Annotated in this window: 17 protein-coding genes and 1 tRNA gene; 9 read left to right on the forward strand and 9 right to left on the reverse strand. The window is 39.8% G+C overall.

The features are described 5' to 3' along the window. The 3 genes from tnpA to G322_RS0110925 form a co-directional block, all read right to left on the reverse strand. The coding region (gene tnpA, locus G322_RS0110915) for an IS66 family insertion sequence element accessory protein TnpA (protein WP_022941818.1) at positions 1-265 on the reverse strand (265 nt) is incomplete at its 3' end. Between the two features lie 77 nt (positions 266-342). Then, positions 343-1,284 (reverse strand): tyrosine-type recombinase/integrase, encoded by a 942-nt coding sequence (locus G322_RS20565; protein ID WP_022941819.1) that lies wholly within the window; start codon positions 1,282-1,284, stop codon positions 343-345. Between the two features lie 460 nt (positions 1,285-1,744). Then, positions 1,745-1,820, reverse strand: a tRNA-Trp gene (locus G322_RS0110925). A 173-nt stretch (positions 1,821-1,993) separates the two neighbouring features. Between G322_RS0110925 and G322_RS0110930 the strand changes: the two genes are divergently transcribed. Further along, positions 1,994-3,118 carry a phosphoserine transaminase gene (locus G322_RS0110930; RefSeq protein WP_022941820.1) on the forward strand — a complete coding sequence of 375 codons (1,125 nt, stop codon included), beginning with the start codon at positions 1,994-1,996 and terminating at the stop codon, positions 3,116-3,118. A 65-nt stretch (positions 3,119-3,183) separates the two neighbouring features. Next, on the forward strand, positions 3,184-4,542 hold the full coding sequence (gorA, locus tag G322_RS0110935; RefSeq protein ID WP_022941821.1) for a glutathione-disulfide reductase: 1,359 nt from the start codon (positions 3,184-3,186) through the stop codon (positions 4,540-4,542). A 40-nt stretch (positions 4,543-4,582) separates the two neighbouring features. On the opposite strand, the gene G322_RS0110940 is transcribed toward gorA, so the two are convergent. Continuing rightward, on the reverse strand, positions 4,583-5,026 hold the full coding sequence (locus G322_RS0110940) for an Lrp/AsnC family transcriptional regulator (RefSeq protein WP_022941822.1): 444 nt from the start codon (positions 5,024-5,026) through the stop codon (positions 4,583-4,585). Positions 5,027-5,133: 107 nt separating this feature from the next. On the opposite strand from G322_RS0110940, the gene G322_RS0110945 reads away from it, so the two are divergent. Next, complete coding sequence (locus G322_RS0110945; RefSeq protein ID WP_022941823.1) at positions 5,134-5,724, forward strand: LysE family translocator; 591 nt, start codon at positions 5,134-5,136, stop codon at positions 5,722-5,724. 16 nt (positions 5,725-5,740) lie between these two features. Here G322_RS0110945 and G322_RS0110950 read toward each other — a convergent pair whose 3' ends face one another. Continuing rightward, positions 5,741-6,187, reverse strand: coding sequence for a tellurite resistance TerB family protein (locus G322_RS0110950; RefSeq protein ID WP_022941824.1), 447 nt, complete (start codon positions 6,185-6,187; stop codon positions 5,741-5,743). A 105-nt stretch (positions 6,188-6,292) separates the two neighbouring features. Here G322_RS0110950 and G322_RS0110955 point away from each other — a divergent pair, with 105 nt between their 5' ends. After that, on the forward strand, positions 6,293-6,910 hold the full coding sequence (locus tag G322_RS0110955; protein ID WP_022941825.1) for a thioredoxin domain-containing protein: 618 nt from the start codon (positions 6,293-6,295) through the stop codon (positions 6,908-6,910). 162 nt (positions 6,911-7,072) lie between these two features. On the opposite strand, the gene G322_RS0110960 is transcribed toward G322_RS0110955, so the two are convergent. Next, complete coding sequence (locus G322_RS0110960) at positions 7,073-8,683, reverse strand: ABC-F family ATPase (protein WP_022941826.1); 1,611 nt, start codon at positions 8,681-8,683, stop codon at positions 7,073-7,075. A gap of 323 nt (positions 8,684-9,006) precedes the next feature. Here G322_RS0110960 and G322_RS0110965 point away from each other — a divergent pair, with 323 nt between their 5' ends. From G322_RS0110965 to arsB, 5 genes are all read left to right on the forward strand, one after another. Beyond that, positions 9,007-10,413: an aminotransferase class V-fold PLP-dependent enzyme gene (locus tag G322_RS0110965; RefSeq protein ID WP_245542311.1), complete on the forward strand. Its 1,407-nt coding sequence runs from the start codon at positions 9,007-9,009 to the stop codon at positions 10,411-10,413. Positions 10,414-10,567: 154 nt separating this feature from the next. After that, on the forward strand, positions 10,568-11,500 hold the full coding sequence (locus tag G322_RS0110970) for a transporter substrate-binding domain-containing protein (RefSeq protein ID WP_022941828.1): 933 nt from the start codon (positions 10,568-10,570) through the stop codon (positions 11,498-11,500). A gap of 6 nt (positions 11,501-11,506) precedes the next feature. Beyond that, positions 11,507-13,879 (forward strand): putative bifunctional diguanylate cyclase/phosphodiesterase, encoded by a 2,373-nt coding sequence (locus G322_RS0110975; RefSeq protein ID WP_022941829.1) that lies wholly within the window; start codon positions 11,507-11,509, stop codon positions 13,877-13,879. A 95-nt stretch (positions 13,880-13,974) separates the two neighbouring features. Beyond that, a complete protein-coding gene (locus G322_RS0110980; RefSeq protein WP_028866574.1) occupies positions 13,975-14,313 on the forward strand; it encodes an ArsR/SmtB family transcription factor in 339 nt (112 codons plus the stop codon). Positions 14,314-14,325: 12 nt separating this feature from the next. Next, positions 14,326-15,366 carry an ACR3 family arsenite efflux transporter gene (arsB, locus tag G322_RS0110985; RefSeq protein ID WP_022941831.1) on the forward strand — a complete coding sequence of 347 codons (1,041 nt, stop codon included), beginning with the start codon at positions 14,326-14,328 and terminating at the stop codon, positions 15,364-15,366. A gap of 169 nt (positions 15,367-15,535) precedes the next feature. Here the strand turns inward: arsB and G322_RS0110990 are convergent, their stop codons facing one another. The 3 genes from G322_RS0110990 to G322_RS0111010 all read right to left on the reverse strand — a co-directional run. Beyond that, entirely contained in the window at positions 15,536-16,387 is an 852-nt protein-coding gene (locus G322_RS0110990; protein ID WP_022941832.1) for a thymidylate synthase, read from the reverse strand. A 2-nt stretch (positions 16,388-16,389) separates the two neighbouring features. Further along, positions 16,390-17,214, reverse strand: a complete 825-nt coding sequence (gene lgt, locus G322_RS0110995) for a prolipoprotein diacylglyceryl transferase (RefSeq protein WP_022941833.1) — start codon at positions 17,212-17,214, stop codon at positions 16,390-16,392. Between the two features lie 552 nt (positions 17,215-17,766). After that, the coding region (locus G322_RS0111010) for an IS66 family transposase (protein ID WP_022941836.1) at positions 17,767-17,996 on the reverse strand (230 nt) is incomplete at its 5' end.

Here is a 17,996-nt window from a genome sequence, read left to right on the forward strand (position 1 = left end):
ATGTGGCGGGCGTTGTTGCAGGCAAAGTGACGTTTGCCTTACCAACAGAGAGTGTGATTGATGGTTGTTCTTCCATAAATTCAATTTGTTGTATCACTTTAGCGCGAACAAAGCTGTTGGATGTTAGGCCTAGTTTTTTCTTGAAAGTGTAGAAGCTAGACGTTGATAAGTGATGTTGTTGACAGTAATCTGAAATAGTTAACCCACTGGTTTGTTGATTTTTTACTAGGGTCTGCCATTGTGTTTCGTTGCGCGTTATTTTCATTGTTATTTCCTTTTATTTGACTTGAAAATAACATAACTGAGATCAGAAATTAGATGAAGGTGTGGTTGCCCTGACGCTTACGGTCGATTGATACAACCCCGTTTAAAACGCCCTACAAACATATAAGGATTGCCCTTTACCCTCGGTAGCTTATTGATAATATCGAGCATTAAATCTGAGAGATACAAGATATGATAACTACCATTTTTAGTGCGTGGTACACGAATAGTTTTGTTATACAAGTCAACATCACTCCACTTTCTTAAACGCAATTCGGATTCACGACAACCCAATAAAAACAGTAGTGCTATCAGTGAGCCAGCGTAAATATCTTTATAGGCGAGTGAGGCACCAATCAGACGTTTAATTTCATCAATAGTACAATAACGAGTACGGGCATTATCTTCAGGTAACAAAGACACTTTATCTGCCACATTGGTTATATCTAGCAGTTGATTAGCCAATTTTCCCATTGTTTTAATCAAGGCCAAAACGCGGTTACAGGTACTTGGTGCATAAGGGCGGTATTCACTGGATGATTCACTCATTTTCAAATGCAATTGCATTATTTGATGGGCAGTGACTTCGTTATATGGAAGTGAAAATAGTGACTTGCAGTGTAACTTGAAGCGTGACACATCATCTTGCCATGAGCGTTTATGTTTCTTAGCTAGTGGTAGGTAAGTATTCCAGAAAAAATCATACACAGTAGGAAAGGTGTTGACGGCATCACGTTTCGCTTTAGGGTTAATGCCCTCTGCCAATAAGCCTTTGTGCTGTCGTGCTACCTTTCTAGCAGTTGATAAGTCAACATCAGGAAAGCGACCAATAGCAATACTCCCCTTTCGTCCTTGATAGCGATAACGAAACAGAAATCGTTTACTGCCATTCTTACCTGACAAGCATTTAAGCCCACTCACTTCTGTATCTGAAAACTCTAAATCGGTGGATGATGAGTCTTTATCATTACAAGGTAATGCACGTAATTTATTGGTGGTGAATTTTAATTTTTTTAACATGATTAACTCCTTGGTTATGTGTTCAAGGAATTAATATATGGCTATAAATATTGCTAAAACGCCCACCAGCACGGCATTAAGTAAGCGGTTATGGATTCAAAGGACAGTAGAGGGACAGTAAAAAGACCCGGAAAAGAGGAAATTAGTAGATTGAGTATGTTGGGAGTAGCGTTTTAAAGCAGTAGAGAACCATTGTAAACAGTGGCTTTCGTTGCACACACATTACGCACATGGTCGGACAGTATATGGACAAGAATAATTTATGAATTGGTAGTAAGTAGAGGGGATAATTAAGTAAGAAGTTAGCTGTAAGCTTTTGCCTATTTCAGACATTGGCCTAGAAACAACAAAGTCTCAACGCAGTAATGACGAGGCTTCTCATGATTTGATAGAGAATATTTTGCAGGCTATCAGAAACGAAAAAGCCCCAACTATTTCTAGTCAGGGCTTCATCTGAATGTGGCAGGGGTGGAAGGATTCGAACCATCAACATTCGGATTTGGAATCCGACGTTCTGCCGTTAGAACTACACCCCTACTGACGCGGTGAATAATACCTAAGCCAAAATTAAAGTAAAGCGCTTTATTGCGTTCCTTAGCTTGGTTGCTTATAAAAACAACAGCTATTAAAACTAATAAACAAAAGTGTGCTTTTAATCACTGCCTAGTGTATTTTTGCTCTATAGACATTATCAAAAGGATTTACCTCGATGAGGCTCACTCAACCAATTATCAAACCTGCGAACCCTAATTTTTCTTCAGGCCCCTGCGCTAAGCGCCCGGGTTACGATATTAATCAATTAGACCTTTCTACTCTAGGCCGCTCACATCGCTCAAACGTAGGTAAAGAGGCATTGCAAAAAGTGATCACTGATACCGCTGACATTCTTAAGCTACCTGCAGGTTACCGTGTCGGTATTGTGCCAGCGTCAGACACGGGGGCGATGGAGATGATGATGTGGTCGCTGCTTGGGCCTCGTCCTGTTGATGTTTGTTACTGGGAGTCCTTTGGTCAAGGTTGGTTTGCTGATATCACTAAACAGTTAAAACTTGAAAATGTGAATGAGATAAAAGCAGATTACGGACAGCTTCCTGATTTAAGTAAAGTGAACCCAGCTAATGATTGTATCTTCACTTGGAATGGCACAACGTCTGGCGTTAAAGTTGAAAATGGCGACTTCATTAGCGAAAACCGTGCCGGGTTAACGATTTGTGATGCAACTTCTGCTGTTTTTGCAATGCCGATGCCTTGGGAAAAACTAGACGTGACCACTTTTAGTTGGCAAAAAGTATTAGGCGGTGAAGGTGCACATGGCATTATTATTCTTAGCCCACGCGCTGTTGAACGTTTAGAGAGCCATACACCAAGCTGGCCGATGCCGAAGATCTTCCGTTTAACGGCAGGTGGTAAACTGCTAGAAGGGATCTTTAAAGGGGCAACGATTAATACCCCATCGATGCTTTGTATCGCAGATTACCAAGATGCACTAAACTGGGTTAAATCAATTGGTGGTGTGCAAGCAAGCATTCAAAAATCACAATCTAATCTTGCCGTATTAGAAAAATTTGTTACTAAAAACAACTGGATCAACTTTTTAGCTGAAAAACAGAATACTCGTTCTAATACCAGCGTTTGTTTATCGGTTGACCTTAATAATGAGCAGTTAAAAGCATTCATTAAACTCCTTACTGATAATCAAGTGGCTTTTGATATTGGCGCTTACAAAGATGCACCCAGTGGTTTACGTATTTGGTGTGGTAGCACCGTTGAACAGAGTGATTTAGAAGCACTCATGCCTTGGTTAAATTGGGCTTATAAGAGTGTTACAGAATAAAAATATAATATAGAGCAGGACTAAAGTCCTGCTTGCAAATAAAACCAAAATATTCAGGAGCAAACATGACAACTAATAATTTCGATTTTGATTATATCTGTATTGGTGGTGGCAGTGGTGGTATCGCCTCAGCCAATCGTGCATCCATGCATGGCAAAAAAGTGGCCATTATCGAAGCAAAAGCGCTCGGTGGCACTTGTGTCAACGTGGGTTGTGTCCCTAAAAAAGCGATGTGGTATGCGGGGCAAATTGCCGATGCGCTACGTTACGCACCTGATTATGGTTTTGATGCACCACTACAGAAATTTAGTTGGGAAAAGCTGATTGAAAGTCGCGATGCCTATATCGGTCGTATTCATCAGTCTTACGATCGTAACCTTGCTAATAACAATGTGACTGTCATCAACGGCTTCGCGACGTTTATTAACGATCATACCATTGAGGTTAACGGCAAGCAGCTCACCGCACCGCATATCACTATTGCAACAGGAGGTCGCCCTACGGTTCCTAACATTCCTGGTGCGGAGTTTGGCATTACCTCCGATGGTTTCTTTGCACTGCAAGCACAACCGAAACGTGTTGCGGTGGTTGGTGCAGGTTATATCGCCGTTGAGATAGCCGGGGTATTTAATGCATTAGAGAGTGAGACTCACCTGTTATGTCGTAAACACACCATACTGCGTGAGTTTGATAGTATGTTATCGTCAACCTTAGTGGAAGTGATGCAAGCAGAAGGACCCACGCTACATACTGATTCTGTGCCTAAATCGGTGATTAAAAACAGTGATGGTAGTTTAACGTTACAGTTAGAAAATGAAAAATCAATCACCGTTGATTGTTTAGTTTGGGCGATTGGACGTACCCCTGCGAATGATAATATCGGCCTTGAAAATACCAATGTTGAACTTAACGAGTATAACTTCATCAAGGTAGATAAATACCAAAACACCTCTGCACAGGGCATTTATGCCGTGGGTGATAATACCGGTGAAATCCAACTAACCCCTGTTGCGATTAAAGCGGGTCGCTTACTTTCAGAACGTCTATTTAACGGACAGCTTGATGCACACTTAGATGCAACATTAGTACCGACCGTGGTGTTTAGTCATCCACCGATTGGCACGATAGGTTTAAGTGAGCTAGAAGCGGAAACACAATATGGGAAAGAGAACCTCACGGTTTATACTTCGCAATTTACCAGTATGTATACCGCGTTAACATCAATGCGCCAACCGACTCGTATGAAGCTAGTTTGTGCAGGAGCCGAACAAAAGGTAGTGGGCTTACACTGCATCGGTTTTGCATCAGATGAAATTTTGCAAGGCTTTGGCGTGGCGATGAAGATGGGCGCAACCAAAGCAGACTTTGATAGCTGTATTGCTATTCACCCCACCAGCGCTGAAGAGTTTGTTACATTAAGATAATATGAAATAAAAGTGATGCGAGTTTAATCTAAATAACCGATTAAGCTCGTTCATCTTTTGGGCTGTCCATCACCACAGAAGTCGCAACGGCATTCACCTGTGGAATATTACCAATCACATCCATATGAAACTGTTTATAAGCAGCCAGATTTTTAGTTTCTACCCTTAATAAATATTCACTTGATCCAGTAATATTGTGGCATTCCACCACCTCTTTAGCGACTGAGATTGCCTCTTCAAAATGTAATTGAGAGGCTTTACTGTGGTTAGAAAGTCCAATCGAAACATAAGCGATAAACTCAATACCACACTGGGCAGGGTTTAATACCGCACGATACCCTGCAATCACATCACTTTTTTCCAACTCCTGTACGCGACGTAATGTCGCAGAAGGGGAAAGACCAATACGCTCTGCCAACAGCACATTAGACAATCTGCCATCCAATTTCAACTCGCGCAATATTCTTTCGTCAAACCTGTCCATTATCAATATTCCTTGTGAAAATAGCTAATTACAAGCAAATATAAACACAAAATTCAGTCAATTTCCACATAAGATATCAGTACAAACAATCAAGCAGGAAGACAACCATGGAATACTCTCATCTACTCGCATTAAGTACTTTTGCCTTAATTGGTAGCATCACACCGGGTCCTAATAATATTATGCTGATGACATCGGGCGCTAATATCGGCTTTTACCGCACCATTCCGCATATGCTGGGTATTTTGTTCGGTTTCTCTTTTATGATCATTTTAGTGGGATTGGGCTTAATGCAGATTTTAACAAGCTATCCTACTTTGCAAAGCACCTTACAAGGGTTATGTTTGGCATACCTTCTGTATTTAGCCTATAAAATTGCCACCAGCAATAATCTTGATAATAATCAGCCACACTATAAACCGATGAGTCTTTTATCGGCTGCGGGGTTTCAGTGGATAAACCCTAAAGGCTGGTCACTGGCATTATCAGCACTCACCCTCTATAGCTCAGGGATGAATAGCCACTATGCCGTTTATATTATCGCGGCTGTTTTTTTCGTTGCTTATATTCCATCCGCTTGTTTATGGGTCTTTGCGGGCCAGAAGATGCAAAAAATGCTCAGTGATCCTAAAAATTTAAAGGGTTTTAATTACAGTATGGCGAGTCTGCTCGTACTCTCTCTGTTTTTTAGTATTTAAAAGTGACTTAGCAGTATTAATGCATCTCTGACAACACCTTCAATTTAGTACGAATAAACTCGCTGTGTGGCACGTAAATCAAACCGGCTACGCGGCGAATAATCGCCTCTTCAATCTCTCCTAAATGGTCATCGGCATACGCCGTTTTCCACATTGCTTCAATCACCTCGATGCGCTCTTTATGTTCAAGCTCTGCCAGTTGCGAGGTAAAATCAAAAATAGAGGTAGATTCTTTGACCTCCTCTTTTGCTAACGCCATTAATACATTAACCTCTTCTTTATTAACCTTTAATAACGCGATTAAGCTTGCCTCAATGGTTAATAATTCCACCGTAGAGGTATCGTGATCTGCGTAGGCAACCGCACATAATAATGATGCGATGGCGATGCGTTTATCTGTTTTTTCATTTTCTGGCGCAACTTGTAGTATTGATGCGAGGTAGTTGGTTATTTTTTTTATCAAAATAAAAGATCTCTTAGTAATTACAGTTTGATCGACGTATTATTCCTTTGAACGCTAATTTAGCAAAAAGTTCATAACAAACTCTACTTTACACAAGGCAACAGAATGAAATTTAAAAACCTTTTACTCAGCTTCGCGCTACTCTCTTTTCTCAGTGCTTGTAGTGAAGCACCAACCCCTGTTGAGGGCAAACAGTATCAACTGTTACCAGAAACATTAAACAGTGAAAAGTTTGCGCCAATCACAGAGGTCTTTTCATTAACCTGTGGGCATTGCCGTGCCATGGAAGATATTATTCCTGAGCTACAGAAAGCGGTAGGGCAAGATATTAACAAAATGCATATCACCTTTAATCAGTCTGCGTATAATGCAGCCATTTTTTATTATGCAGCAGAGATGCAACTCAGAAAAACACCTGATCATCAATTTATGATTGAGTTGTTTGAGACGATTCAGATGCCAAACGAAAGCAGTGCAGAGCAGAAAGAAATAGCGATGAACAACGTTTTTGAATCACGCGGCTTGGTGAGTCCATTTAATTATAATGAGCAACAAACCGAAGTTTTATTTCAACGTCTTGAAGAGATTTCCATTTTATCTGAACAATCAAAAATCAACTCTGTGCCTACTTTTATTATTAAAGGTAAGTACCAGTTAATCACGTCAGGACATGATACAACAGAGAAAATGGCTACGACAATTAAGTATTTACTGGAAAAATAGATTGGATCTAACGTTTTAATCGGAAGTGAGGCTTTAGTCTTGCGTGTCGGAGGTGAGACTTTAGTCTTGCGTATTTTGACCTTGATTTAGCTTAAAATCAAGGCAGAACCGACGTCTTACTTCCATTATCTTGGAAGTAAGACTTCAGTCTTGCCGTTTTTATTACGCGACTTTTCTCGCTTGCGCTTCACTTTCACTTGCAAGGTACTCGTCTAACGTACCTTGGAAATCAACCATCTTTTTATCTTTGATATCAATAATGCGTGTTGCCAGTGATGATACAAATTCACGATCGTGACTGACGATAATCAGCGTACCTTCAAACAGTTTAAGTGCACCGTTTAACGCTTCAATCGCTTCCATATCCATGTGGTTAGTCGGCTCATCCATAATCAACACGTTTAAGTCAGACATCATCAACATACCAAATAACAGACGATTTTTCTCTCCACCTGAGCAGTTACGCGCTTTTTTGTTGGCATCATCATCACTAAACAATAAGCGCCCTAACATACCACGTACCATGAGATCACTATGACAAGATCGGCGCCATTGTGACATCCAATCCATAATGGTTAACTCATTTTCAAATAACTTACCGCTATCCTGTGGGCAATAACCGATGATGGCATTTTCAGACCACTTCACTACACCTTCATTATTCTGTAATTCATTGACAAGGCAACGTAATAGGGTTGTTTTACCCACACCATTTTCGCCGATGATAGCCAGTTTAGCGCCTGCTTCTAAAATAAGTTCACCCTTTTCGAACAACACTTCACCATCAAATCCGTGCCCAAAGTTTTCTAATACCAATGCTTGACGATGCATCTTTTTACCTGGTGCAAAACTGAGGCTAGGACTCATTCGACTTGATGATTTAACATCATCGAGCTTTATTTTATCCATTTTCTTGGCACGCGAGCTTGCTTGTTTGGCTTTTGACGCATTGGCTCCAAAACGGTTTACAAAGTCTTGTAACTCTGCAATTTCTGCCGTTTTCTTCTCATTACCTGACAGTAATTGCTCACGTAATAGACTTGATTGTGCTAAGAAATACTCGTAGTTACCCGGGTAAATACGCAGTTCACCATAATCAATATCGGCCATATGAGTACACACTGCATTTAAGAAATGGCGATCATGAGAGATGATGATCATGGTACATTTACGTTTGTTTAACTCACCTTCAAGCCAGCTAATGGTATGAATATCCAAGTTATTGGTTGGCTCATCGAGTAGTAATATTTCAGGATTTGCAAACAGCGCTTGGGCAAGTAAAACACGTAGTTTCCAACCCGGTGCAACCTGTTGCATTAAACCGTAATGAAATGACTCTTCAATACCCGCTTCTAATAAAATTTCACCCGCACGACTTTCTGCGCTATAACCGTCCATCTCTGCAAACTGGCTTTCAAGGTCGCCAACACGCATGCCATCGGCTTCACTCATATCCGCTTTCGCATAGATAGCGTCACGCTCTTGTTTTATTTTCCACAATGCAGTATCACCCATGATCACCGTATCAATTACGCTGAACGTTTCAAAAGCAAACTGATCTTGGCTCAAAGTACCCACTTTAAATCCTGGGGTAATTGAAACATTGCCCGAAGTTGGTACTAACTCACCGCTTAAAATTTTCATAAAAGTAGATTTACCACAGCCATTTGCGCCGATTAATCCGTAACGATTTCCGTGTCCAAATTTAGCAGAGATATTTTCAAACAGGGCTTCTGGGCCAAATTGCATGGTGATATTAGAGGTTGCGATCAAAATAAGATTCCTAGTATTAGCTAATTTATATTAACTAGCGAACTAGCAATATTGTATAAAGGTGTTTAATTGGTCGCGCAGTATACAGCAATAAAACGTGATCCCCATCAATAATTGCTTTTTATCGGTTGTTTTTTAAACGCAGAGGAAATAACAAGCAATCTTTTCTACAACATCATTAAACCCATTTAACAATATGTTGTCTCAATGGCGATCTATTTCAAAAAAGCAACTTAAATGTCATATTAAAGAATATTTTTAATAACAATGTCATCAAGCTACTCTACGATCAATCATTCATGATGTTTTTATAAATGGAGTTAATGATGAATGAGACAAACAGTAATAAAGCCACCTCGTTAGATCGCCGTTTTTTCCTAAAAAGTAGCGCAGGGTTAGCGCTGACAGGCATTGCAGCCACAATGATGAGTAATAAAGTACAAGCAAGTACCGATTGGTCAACATTAAATAAGCATCACTCAGACAAACATTTTTGGAAAAAAGTAAAAAAAGAGTTTCTGCTCGATAAAAAAACCACTTACATGAACATTGGTACGACGGGCTCAATGCCTAAATCGGTATTAGCGGAATATAATAAAAATAATCGTATTGTCGCAAAGACCCCATGGGATATGCAGGGTAAATTTGGCCACTGGCCTTATGTCTCAGAGATGGTTGAAAAAATAGCCCCAAGCTTTGGTGCACAATCTAACGAGATAATTCTTAGCCGTAATACCACCGATGGCATGTGTAGCATTCTCAACGGATTACACTTTGAAGCGGGTGATGTTATTTTAACCACACATCATGAGCATGTCGCTGCCAATTCCCCTTTTCATGTAGTGACACAGCGCTATGGCGTAGAAGTCGTTTATCTTGATATTCCCGTTTACACTGGTAGCAATGAGATTAGTAGCCAAGATTTTGTGGATCTCTTTACCGATGCGGTCGCAGAATATGGTGCGCGTGTGCGCTTAATCTGCTTTTCCCATGTCACTTACAAAACGGGGACAACGCTACCCGCAAAACGAATATGTCAGGAAGTTGCTATCCCCAACGCAATCCCGACACTCATTGATGGCGCACATACCATTGGTATGTTTAATCTTGATTTTCATGATATCGGTTGTGATTTTTATGCAGGGTCAGGCCACAAATGGCAATGTGGTGCAGGGGCAACGGGTATTTTATTTGTTTTAGACAGCGCCAAGCGTTTAGATCAATATTGGAGTGACAGAGACAATCCACTGTGGTTTATTAATTCGTCACTGGGTCACGCTGATTTTTTAGGCACACAATTACAACTGCAATATATCGGCAATGATAATTATCCTGCAAAACAAGCGCTTTGCGATGCCTGCCAACTATGGGATGAGATTGGACGAGATAAAATTGAACGGCGTATATTGCAACTAAGCGACCTGTGTAAAACATTATTACTTCATGCTTTCCCTGATGCACATTTTTATGCGCCTAATATTCCCGAACTCAGCAGTGGACTGACTACTTTCAACCCTTTTGATGATCAACATGACTTGCCAATGTTAACCGTATTGAGGGATAAATTACGTGAAGAAAATGGCTTCATTATCCGCACTACTGATTTTAAAGTGCATTCGACCGATGCACAAGAGACACATGCACTACGTATCTCAACACACCTTTTTCATAATGAAAAGGATATATTTGAATTAGTTGAAGCGATGCAACAGGTCTATCAAACTGTGTAAAAGAGAAGCAGATCGCTTAATGCGATTTGCTTTCAAGTCTAAAAAACAGGGTCTAATTAGTCACAATTTCATCAAAGCCGCCTATGATTACTAAGTAACAAAAGAACACAGTAGCAACATTATAAAACGTTCGATTAAAGAGCAAGGATCAACAATGAAAAAAACAATACAACGGCTTCATTTAATGCGCGGATTTTTTGTTTTTTTATTCATGATCAGTAGTTTTTTTTTACAAGCAAGAGATCTTGCTGAAATAAAAGCAGAGGGTGTTTTACGCCATATTGGTGTGCCTTATGCCAATTTTGTCACACAATATACACAGGGTAATAAAAGCATTGAAGCGGGGCTTGATGTGGAATTAATGCGTGGTTTTGCAGATCACCTTGGCCTACGTTACCAATACGTAAAAGCAACGTGGGCGAATGTTTTTACCCTGCTTAATGGAGAAAGTGCACATTATAAAAACAAACAGCTCGTCATTGGTGAGTATCGTCAGCCAATAGCAGGCGATATCATCGCAAATGGCGCCACGATTCTTGATTGGCGTAAACAGGTGGTGGATTTTTCCGATGCATATTTTCCTTCAGCCGTCTGGTTAGTCGCTCGTTCAGACTCAAGCCTACAACCTATTATACCCAGTAACTCTATTGAGCAAGATATCAAACAGGTAAAAGCATTAATCAACAATGTGGATGTATTAGCCATGAAATATTCCTGTTTGGATCCCGACCTTTATAATTTATATAATACCGGTGCTAATATTATTTTACCCGTTAGAGCACGAAAATTAAATGAGATGATTCCCGCTATCTTAAATAATGATGCGGAAAGCACTTTGCTTGATGTACCCGACAGTTTAATTGCATTACAAAAGTGGCCAGGAGAAATTAAAATAATTGGTCCTATTTCCAAAGATCAACGCATGGCTGTCGCTTTTCGTAAAGACTCACCAGAACTACGTAACGCCTTTAATCTCTATTTACGCCAACTAAAAAAAGATGGCCGTTACAATCAACTGGTTAAAAAATACTACCCCTCCGTTTTTCATTTTTACGGTGATTTTTTTACCCCTCAAAAAAAAGGCTAAAGAAGCATGGCACTGTTTAAATTGATAACCAGTAAAACAGCCATTATAGCAGCAGGTATTATGTTGGCGGGTTATCTAGTCCTTATTTTAGCGGTGACTCACTTAGGACAAAACAAGTTAAATGAATCACAACATAACGAGTTACAATTAAAAGTTGCACATTACGCTGATACATTAAGTTACTTTTTTGATGTCTCACAGCATAATATTTTGGTGTTATCAAAAGATAAAACCATGAGTACTTTTTTTTACAATCGCAGCTCTGGGATGTCAATGACTTATGGACTCGGTGCAAGTCTCTTCAAATTAGAAGCATTAATGGCTCAGCTCTGCGATGAAAGAAAAATAGATCAAACCGCTATTTTTAAGCGTATTTTACTGTTCAACCTTGATGGCACTATTATTCTTAATAACAGTAATGCCCCCTTTCATTTAGGGAACATTAATATAAAAAACCTGATAAAAAATCCTCGCTCAATCCATATTGAAGCCACCACCATCAACAACAAAAACAGCATCAGCGTTAAATTATTGCAACTTGTTTACCTTAATGGCGATCCCATTGCTTTTATTGTTGCAGAAATAAATAACCAAATTATTGTGCAGCAATTAACCGCTCAAGAGTACCTTGGTAGCGGTAGTCACGTAGAATTAGTGAGTGATGTCGGCAAACTATTTATTTGGGATTCATTGCAACATTCAGGGCATATACCAGCAGATAAACATACAAAAAACGAGAATTTACTGATTTTTGAAAAGCCCATAAAAAGGACTCCCTTATTACTGAGAGGTTGGTATGAAACAGTTAGTGAACAAGATTTATTCACTTCACACTGGTTTGTTTGGGCTATCTCGGTGCTGGCTTTTCCTGTTTTTTTCGGGCTCTATTACCTCATTCGTATTGAACATAACAATACCATTTTACAAATAAAAGTCAGCCTATCTCAACGCCAACAACAGCAACTATCACAGCATAATAAACGCCTAGAAATAGAGATAAACAAACGTAAAGCATCTGAAAAAGTGCTTGAGTATCAAGCTACTCACGATTCATTAACCGATCTAGCGAACAGAAATTACAGCTTAAAACGTTTATCTCATGCCATTGATACCAGTAAACGCAATAACACCAAAATTCTCTTGATGTACATTGATATTGATAACTTCAAACTGATTAACGATACCTTGGGCCACAGTGCAGGTGACCAAGTATTGATTGAATCAAGCAGACGCTTACTCGCCTCCGTGCGTAAAACAGATACCGTTGCACGCTTAGGAGGTGATGAGTTTTTACTTATTTTTCCTGAGCTTAAAAGTGATCATCAAGCAACCATGCTCGCAGTTCAAGTACTCTCTTTGTTTGAACAGCCTTTTAATCTACAAGGGCAACAGTTTTTCACCTCCACCAGCATCGGTTTATCTATCTACCCACAAGATGGGGATACCCCTGATAACCTTTTAAAATGTGCAGATATGGCACTATATCGTGTCAAAGATGAAGGTAAAAATAACTTTAGTTTTTATAATGCCAGCATGAATGCGGAGGTATTACGCAATGTCACCATTAATCGACGTTTACGCCACGCCATTGACAACAATAAACTAGAGATGTACTACCAGCCATTGGTTGATCTTAACTCAGGAAAAATTGTTGGTGCAGAAGCATTAATGCGCTGGACAGATGATGAGCTAGGTTTCGTCCCTCCCGATGAATTTATTATCATTGCTGAGCGTAATGGTTTAATCCATTTCCTCGGTGAATTTGCACTCACAGAAGCTTGTCAAAAAGCGGCTAAATGGCAGAAAATATACCCGATTCAAATCGCAGTTAACTTTTCCAGTGTGCAATTTAGGGACTGTAAAGCGCTACTCTCACAAATTAAAAGTATCCTGCATAAAACAGGCTTACCCAGTGAAAAACTGGATGTAGAAGTCACCGAAAGTTTACTTATTAATCAAGGGCATGCGCTTTTTGATATGTTAAAAGAACTGCAAAATTTAAACATTCAGTTAAGTATTGATGATTTTGGAACGGGTTATTCGGCACTGAGCTACTTGCAAAAATATGCTTTTAACAAGCTAAAAATAGATCGTGCATTTGTGATGAACCTAACCAATAACGAGTCAGACCGATCACTGGTCACCGCCATTATTGCCATGGCAAAAGCACTCAATATGAAAGTGGTTGCAGAAGGAATAGAGTTGCAACAACAGGCAGATTTCCTAAAACAGTTACACTGTGAATACGGCCAAGGCTACCTGTATAGCAAGCCACTACCAGCAACTGAATTTGAACAACTTCTAATAGCCGATCAACATGAAAATGGTAGCCTGAATCAAGGAAAAAGAGCATCTTCGCCTAGCCTGATCCCTAAATAAAAGTACTTTTTACACCAGTTAATCGTGAAATAGCGATTGACTAACGTAGCCACAAGCCTATAATCGTATTTTAACGATTAATAGGTGATGTGATAATGGCTAACTGCAACGATATAAATTCAAATTTAACAAATACATCAGTCAATGAACTAAAGAGTGAAAAAGCACTCGCACATTTAGCGAAAGCACTTGCACACCCGGCACGTATCCGCATCTTAAAAATCCTCTTTAAATTAGACCAACTCGGCGGTTGTTTAAACAGCAACTTAGTCTCTGAATTAGGACTGGCACAATCCACTGTTTCTGAGCATCTGCGTGTTTTAATTAAAGCAGGGTTTATCGACGCGACACCGCAAGCAACAAAAGTTTGTTATCAAATATCAACAAAACAGCTCAATTATTTTTCCAATCTATTTGCCACAACTTACCAGTAAGGGAGTCATTTTATGAACAGTAAACTTAATTTTTTAGACCGTTTTTTAACCTTATGGATTTTTATAGCAATGGGGTTTGGCGTACTCATTGGTGTGCTTTTTACCGATCAAGTCAGCACTTTAAATTCACTTGTTTCCTTTGGTACAACCAATGTACCACTGGCAATTGGACTTATTTTAATGATGTATCCACCACTCGCAAAAGTAAATTACAGCTTGCTCGGTAAGGTATTAAAAGACAGAAAAGCAATCAGTTTATCGTTAATCATGAACTGGTTAGTGGGCCCTATCTTAATGTTTATTTTAGCGATTATTTTCCTTGGTGATCATCCACACCTGATGACGGGGGTTATTTTGATTGGTCTGGCACGTTGTATTGCCATGGTATTAGTGTGGAATGATATTGGTGGTGGCAATAAAGAGTACGCGGCAGCGTTGGTTGCCTTAAACAGTATTTTTCAGATAATCACTTACAGTTTTTTAGCGTGGTTGTTCATCACCGTATTACCGCCCTACTTTGGTGTAAAAGGTCAGTTAATTGATATCTCTATCGCTGAGATAACAAAAAGTGTTGCAATTTATCTGGGTATCCCTTTTATAGCAGGTTATGTAAGCCGTGTGATTTTAGTTAAATTTAAAGGTGAGCAATGGTATGTTGAAAAATATCTCCCTGCAATATCTCCCATCACTTTAATCGCATTGTTAGCAACCATTGTCTTCATGTTTAGCTTAAAAGGTGAGATGATTTTTGAACTGCCCTCGCAAGTGATATTGGTGGCAATACCATTGATTATCTATTTCTGTTTAATGTTTTTTATCAGTTTTTTCACGGCCAAAAAAATGGGGTTAGATTTTGATAAAAACGCCTCCATTGCATATACCGCAACGGGTAATAATTTTGAACTCGCCATCGCCGTTTCTATTGCAATATTTGGATTAAACTCTCCGGAGGCATTTGCAGGTGTCATAGGGCCGTTAGTAGAAGTGCCTGTTTTAATCGCACTGGTTCACATCACTCTAAAAATGAAAAAGAACTACCGTATTAAAAAATGAACACTTGTATTAAGAACAACAAAAAGCCCGCTTAGGGATCGTTACACAATAACTTGCGATAAATTGTTTCCAAAAATCCTTAAGTGACTGGTTATTTTGAAAACAAAAGCGCAAGTAATTTTGAAGCCGATCCTTAACGTTCATTAAGCGGGTTTTTTCTGACTATCCACTAAACCGAAAAGGGATATTTAATACCTTCATGAAACTCATAACCCAGCACTTCAAAGTCATCCATGGTCACCCATGTTTCTAAATCTTTTAATGACTTGATTTTAGGGTTTATTTTCAATTGTGGAGAGGGGAAAGGCTGACGTTTCAGCTGCACATCGCGCATCAGTGCTAACTGATCTTCATAGATATGTGCATTCACAATTTTATGATAAGCCGTGCCCGCTTTTTTACCCGTGATCTGCGCCATTAATGCTAAGAAAGTAAATACTTGCACTTGGTTAAAGTTAAGACCCAGCGGCACATCACATGAACGCTGGTAACTTGTTAAATGTAACGTATCACCCAGCAGCGAAAAAGTGTGGGTGTGCATGCAAGGACGTAAACAACCAAGGTCAAATTCACCCGGATTATAAAAAGTAATAATTTCCGCGCGATCATCGATGCCTTTGGTTAAGTTATCCACCACTTTCTGTAGTTGGTCAATCACAGTGCCATCAGGTTTCTTCCAACTACGCGCTTGAATTCCGTAAACACGCCCCATATCGTCAGTACCTTTACGTGCAGGGTTATTGAGCCATGCTTTATTGAGGTTAGCATTGGCATCCCATGTTTTTGTGCCTAACGCACGAAAATCAGCAGCGTTATCGTAACCACGGATATAACCTAAAAATTCTGCAATGGCTGATTTATAATAACTTTTACGGGTGGTGATCATTGGGAACTGATTATTTTTCACATCATATTCAAGATCCGCGTTGATCACCGTTAAACAGCGTTTACCCGTGCGGGTATTTTCAATCCAATCGCCTTGCTCAACAATACGTTTACATAGATCTAAATATTGTTTCATTGTTAATTTCTCTTCGTTTTAAGCGCGCCGTTTTCTGGAGATTGACGGCAGTAGCCATAAACCATTAATGCGATACCAGCAATCACCATCGGCACAGAAAGTATCTGCCCCATGGTCAAACCAAAGGTCAAGAAGCCAAGATGGGCATCTGGCTCACGGGCAAATTCAACAATAATACGGAACACACCATAACCAAGTAAAAAGAGTCCAGCGACTGAGCCTGCAGGACGAGGTTTACGAATAAACCACATCAATATAATAAATAACACCACACCTTCTAAGGCAAACTCATAAAGCTGTGAGGGATGGCGGGCAAGTGGCCCGCCATTATGGAAGATAATACCGAAAGGTGAATCGGTAACACGCCCCCATAACTCTGAGTTTATAAAATTCCCGATACGCCCTGCGCCGAGTCCCACAGGTAATAGTGGCACAATAAAATCGCCCACCGATAAAATAGAACGTTTATTCTTTAGTGCATAATAAGTGATAGCTAACACCACGCCTACCACGCCACCGTGGAATGACATGCCACCTTCCCAAATTTTAAACAGGTAGACAGGGTTGTCTAAGAACTGAGGCATCTGATAGAAAAACACATAACCCGCACGCCCCCCTAAAATAACACCCATGAAGCCATAAAAAAGAAGATCACTTGCTTGCTCGCGTGTCCAAACACCATTAGAACGATCACACTGGCGATTGGCCATCCAAAATGCAAACAGAAAACCCACCAGATACATTAAGCCATACCAACGAATATCAAGAGGGCCAAGGCTAATTGCGATAGGGTCTATCACCGGTAATACAAAATTTGAAACAGACATCTATTGCTCATTTTATGATTTTATAAGGAACAACATCATACCTGCTTGAACTCATTAACGAAACTCGATAATTTGTTTAATCGACCAATTTATAATAAGTGCTTACCATGTGTATTGGAATATTGCTCGCCCTGTTTGGCACCCTACCACTGTGAGGAGTTAAATATGACAAGATTACCTCGTGTTAGCCCAATTGGTGTTCCACAACAGATAATTCAACGGGGCAATAATCACCACGTTTGCTTTGCTTGTGAGCAAGATTTTGCAACTTATGCCGGTTGATTAATAGATGTTTGATGTTGATATTCATGCTTGGGTATTTATGACTAACCATGTTCACATATTATGCACCCTTGTAGTAACGAAGGAATAGCACAATGATGCAGGGCTTGCACATCAATATGTGCGTTACAGCTATAAGTGAACGGGAACGCTGTGGGAAGGACGTTGTACAACCTATTGTAGTTGTCCGTTACATTGAGTTAAACCCAGTTAGAGCGAATATGATAAAAGCCCCTTCTGAATATATCGTAAGCGTCTGGGTAATGGCACCTAGCTACGCTTAATATTCCATGGTAGCAACGCATCAATATCATTCGGGTTTTCAGCAATCTGCTGCAAGCAGGTTGCGATATAATCATGAACAATAAGATCATTCGCTTTTGCTGTTTCAACCAAACTATATAAAATTGCACTCGCGTTCGCACCTGTATTGGTGTACGAGAATAGCCAAGCCTTACGACCTATCACAAAGGGCTTCACTGCACGCTCTGCTCGATTAT

It is taken from the genome of Psychromonas hadalis ATCC BAA-638 (genome assembly GCF_000420245.1).
GTDB lineage: Bacteria > Pseudomonadota > Gammaproteobacteria > Enterobacterales > Psychromonadaceae > Psychromonas > Psychromonas hadalis.